At 77.8% G+C, this 4,518-nt stretch carries 2 protein-coding genes and 1 pseudogene; 1 reads left to right on the forward strand and 2 read right to left on the reverse strand.

Features of this window, described 5'->3' with window-relative positions; translation table 11 throughout:
* Together FJ694_RS35880 and FJ694_RS35885 are read right to left on the reverse strand one after the other, a co-directional pair.
* Nucleotides 1–2,083 (reverse strand): hypothetical protein (locus FJ694_RS35880; RefSeq protein WP_157272301.1); only part of this gene is annotated, 2,083 nt, incomplete at its 3' end.
* A gap of 23 nt (nucleotides 2,084–2,106) precedes the next feature.
* Nucleotides 2,107–3,963 carry an autotransporter assembly complex protein TamA gene (locus FJ694_RS35885; protein ID WP_157272302.1) on the reverse strand — a complete coding sequence of 619 codons (1,857 nt, stop codon included), beginning with the start codon at nucleotides 3,961–3,963 and terminating at the stop codon, nucleotides 2,107–2,109.
* A 136-nt stretch (nucleotides 3,964–4,099) separates the two neighbouring features.
* Here FJ694_RS35885 and FJ694_RS37520 point away from each other — a divergent pair.
* Nucleotides 4,100–4,518, forward strand: a pseudogene (locus tag FJ694_RS37520) (hypothetical protein); the annotation flags it as partial.

Raw genomic sequence — 4,518 nt, forward strand, 5'->3', positions numbered from 1 at the left:
TGGCCGGCGACGGCGTCGCGGCCGCCACCGGCGCCGCGGTCGCGCCGGGGCGGGTGGTCCTGGAGGCGGCGGCCGCCGCGCGCTTCGCTGCCGCCTGGGCCGCCGGGCTGGGCGCCGGGGCGGGCAGCAGCGCCGCCAGCGGCGCCAGCCGCTGCAGCGCCGGCGCGTCGATGGCGGCCTGCCAGCGGTCCGACGCGGCGTTGCGCGCCAGCAGCCCGTTGCCGCGCACGGCATTGCCGGCGGCATCCAGGTCCAGCGCCACCTGCAGCCCCGGCGCCGTGCCGCGCAGCGTGGCCTCGCCCTGCAGCGGCACCTCGGCCAGCAGGCTGGGCGGCACGCTCACGCGGGCCTGGCCCTGCAGCCCGGCCAGCCAGGCCAGCGGGTCGCCGCCGCCGGGCCCGGACGTGGGCAGGGTCAGCGCCGCTTCCACGCGCGCCGCCAGGCGGCTGGGCAGGCGGCGCAGCGGCGCGTCGGCCGGGCCCGGCCACCAGGGGCGCAGGTCCAGCTCGTCCACGCCGGCGCGGGCCTCGGCCTGCCAGGGCGCGTCGGCCGCGGCCTGGCGCAGCCGGCCCTGCGCCGACACGCGCGCCCGGCCGGCGCTGCCTTCGAGCCGGCGCAGCTCCAGCAGCGTCGCGCCGGCCCGGGCCTGCCACAGGGCGCCGAGTTCCAGTTTCAGGGGCTGCGTGCCGCCGGGCGCCTGCAGGCTGCCGGCGAGGTTGCCGGCCAGCTCGATGGCGCGTTCCTGCGCCGCCGCGGCCGGTGCCGGCGGCGCGGCCGGAGCCGACGCGCCCGCTGCCGGCGCGGCGGGGGGCAGGAAACCGCGCCCGGTGGCGTCGAGGCGCCCGCCCAGCGTCAGCGCGGGCGCGCGCGCGTCCAGCCGCGCCGGCTGCACGCCGTCCAGCGTGGCCTGCAGCGTCCAGCCGTCGCCCTGGGTGCGGCCCTGGGCGCTGATGCGGCCGGCACCGGCCTGGGCGCTGCCCAACAGGGCCTGCAACTCGTTGAGCTGCACGCGGCCGAGATCGGCCGGGTCCAGCAGCGCGTCCAGGCGCAGCTCGCGCACCGGCGCGCGGCCGGCGTCCCACGGGCCGGCCAGGGCATTGGCCAGCGACACGCGCGCCTGCAGCCGGCCCTGCGGCGCGGGCTCGATGGCGGCCTGGCCGCTGAGCGCGGTGCGCGGCGCGGCCTCCAGCAGCGCCCGCAGGTCCAGCGCCTGGGCGCGAGCCTGCAGCCCGGCGAGCGGAAAGGCTTCAAAGGGCGTGACGGTGGCCGTGGCCTGCAGCGTCTGCGGCGGCGCGGACTGCGCCTGCAGCGCCGCCTGTGCCGCCATTTGCGCCAGCGGCCCGTCGAGCTGCAGCGCCGCGCCCCAGGCGGGCAGCGTGCCCTGCGCCGGCTGCGCCAGCGTCACTTCCGCCTGCACCGGCATGGGCGCGTCGGCGCCGGCCTGGGCCCGGCCCCGCACCTGCAGCGGCCCGCGCGAGACGGAGAAGCCCTCGACGCGGTGCCGGGCGCCGCCCGACTCGCCCACGTGCAGCGCGGCGCGCAGGTCGCGCAGCGGCGCATCGCCCAGCGCGGCGGCGTGGATCTCGCCGACCTGCAGCGCGCCCACCTCCAGCGTCACCGGCAGGCGCAGCTGCTGCGGCGGGGGCGACTTGGGTGGCGGCGGCTCCTGCGGCGCGGGCAGCGTGACGAAGGCCTGGCGCGCCGACAGCGTGTCGAAGGCGACCTGCGCGTAGGGCCCCGACAGGCGCAGCCGGCCCACGCGCAGCCGCGTCCAGCCGACATCGACCAGCCGGACCTCGCCGCCGCGGCCCCAGCGCGCCACCAGCGCCTCGGCGCCGAAGTCGCCCAGCAGCGTGCCGCGCGGGTTCGTGACCTCGACGCCGGGCAGCTGGCGCAGCGCCCAGGCGGTGCCGCGCTCGGTGCGCAGGCTCCACCAAGCCAGCGCGGCCACGGCCAGCACGCCGCTCAGCAGCAGCAGCGCCAGAAGCAGCAGGACGCGGCGCAGGCGGCTCGGGCGCCGCGGGGGAACGGGAGGCGGCGGCGGCGGCGTGCCGGCGTCGGACGGGGTAGGGATCGCGGACATGAATCGGGAACGGGAAACGGAGGTCAGAACGCCACGCCGGCCGTCACGTGAAGCCGGAAGCGCCGGTCATCGACGCCGTAGGCCAGGTCGAGGTTGAGCGGGCCGACGGGGCTGCGGTAGCGCAGGCCCACGCCCACGCCGACGGCCGGGCGCAGGTCGGAGAAGCGCTCCGCGGCGTTGCCGGCGTCGATGAAGGCCGCCCCCCACAGCGCGGGCAGCCGGCGCGAGATCGGGTGCGCCACCTCCGCGCTGGCCGTGAGCAGCGAGCGCCCGCTGGTGACCACGCCGTCCACCTCCGGGCCCAGGCCGCGGTAGTCGTAGCCGCGCACCGACTCCTCGCCGCCGGCACGGAACAGCAGCGGGTCGGGCACGCCCACCGCCTCGCGCGCGAACACCTGCCCCAGGTCCAGCCGCAGCCGGGCGTTCCAGCCGTCGCCGAAGGGGCGGAAATAGAGCATGCGGGTGTAGAGCCGCCCAAGCGGGCCGCTCTCGGCCTCGCTGCTGCCGCGGGCATAGCCCAGCGCGCTCTGCAGGATCAGGGCGTAACCCTGGGTGGGCAGCAGCCGGTTGTCCACGCGGCGCCAGGTGAAGTCGGCATTGCCGGTGACCGCCTGCGCTTCGGTGCGGCCCAGCGGCGAATCCACGCGCGAGTGCTGCGCCTCGACGTAGTACTGGCGTTCGAGCCGGTTGCGGTCCTGGCTGCGCCCAAGGCGCAGCCGCGTCGAGAAGCGGTCCTCGTCGTTGACCTTGAGCTGTTCGACGTTGCCGGCCACCAGGTTCTGCCACAGCCGCGGCTTGGGGTAGGAGCGCAGGTCGAACTCCCAGAGCTTGCGCTGGTTGCCGATCTCGAAGTTGTTGCGCGCGGTCCAGTTCAGGCCGAAGGGCTGGCGGTGCATGTGCTCCAGCGTGAAGCGCGGGCCGGTGTCGCTGCTGTAGCCCAGGCCGAGCGTGGCGTTCTGCAGCCGCTGCTCGCGCACGCGCACCGACACCGGCGCGGCCGCGGCCTGGGCCGGGTCGGTGTCGAGCGTGACGGAGGCGCCCTCGTACAGCCCGCTCAGGCGCAGCCGGTCCTGGTACTCCAGCAGCCTGCGCTGGGTGTAGACCTCGCCGGGCTCGAAGTCGGCGAGGTTGCGGATGGCGTCCTCGCCGTAGCGGTCGGCGCCCTCGATGCGCACCGGGCCGAGCTGGAAGCGCGGGCCGCTGTCGGCGCGGGCGATGAGGTCGGCCTGCTGCTCCAGGGAACGCACGCGTGCCTGCGTCTCGCGCCAGTCGGCGGCCGGGTAGCCCTCGGCGTGCAGCGTGGCCAGGGCAGTGCCCTTGGCGCCGCTCCAGTCGCCCTGCGTGAAGGGATCGCCGGGCCGCAGGCCCCAGTCCTTCTGCACCCGTTCGCGCAGCCGCGCCGCGCGCGGGTCGCCGGCCTCGGCGCGCTGTGCCAGGTCGCCCTGCACGTCCACGTCCACCGAGGCGATGGTCGTGCGCGGCCCGGGCTCCACGCGCAGCACCACGCGCGGCAGCTTGCCCTCTGCGGCCGCCGGCTCGCGCGTGGCCTCGACGCGGGCGTTGAAATAGCCCTCGGTGCGCAGCAGCGCCTGCGCCTGCTGCGGCGCCGCGGCCACGAGGCGGTCGAGCTCCTCGTCGCTGAGCCCTTCCTCGGCCGGCACGGTGCGAAAGCGCGCCAGGTCCAGGTTGTCAGCCACCAGGGCGCGCAGCTCGCGCGGCGCCTCGACCTCGATGTCGTAGCGCGGCGGCCCCTCGGCCGGCGGCTCGCCGCGCGCGGCGGCAGCCTCCGCGTCGCCCTGGGGCTTCAGGACGGAGCAGGCCCCCAGCAGCGAGGCCAGGGCCAGGGTGAACACCAGGGCGAAGGGGCGGGCAACGGGCATCGATGGCGGCGAAGGACTGGAACGGTCGGCTCCGATGGCAAACACCGTACCCTCAAAAGAGGGAATCGGCACGCCGACCGCTTCAATCCGCCCACGCTGCACGGCGGCACGGGAGTCCCGCGCCCGGCCTCAGCGCGTGCCGATGCCGCCCGGGACGGTGCCGCCCGGCACGGTTCCGCCGGGCAACGTGCCGCCTGGGACCGTGGTGGAGCCGGGCGGCGTGGTGCCTGGCAGCGGGGCCCCCGGCAGCATGGTGCCCGGCAGGGGCGAGGTGGGCGGGAGGGCGCCCGGCAGGGGCGTGCCCGGGAGCGTGGTGCCCGGCGCCGTCGTGCCGGGCAGGGGCGTGCCCGAGCCGATGGGGGCGGGCGCCGTGGGGCTCGGCACGGTGGTGCCGGGGGCGGTCGTGCCGGGCAGCGTGCTGCCCGGCAGCGTCGGCGTCGTGACCGTGCCGCCCGGCACGGTCGCGGACGGCAATCCCGGGCCGCCGGGCAGCGTGCCCAGGGTGCCGCCGCTGCCCGTGCCGCCCAAGGTACCCGTACCGGTGCCGGTGCCGCC

The sequence above is a fragment of the Azohydromonas aeria genome, assembly GCF_009760915.1.
GTDB classification, from domain to species: Bacteria; Pseudomonadota; Gammaproteobacteria; order Burkholderiales; family Burkholderiaceae_C; genus Azohydromonas; species Azohydromonas aeria.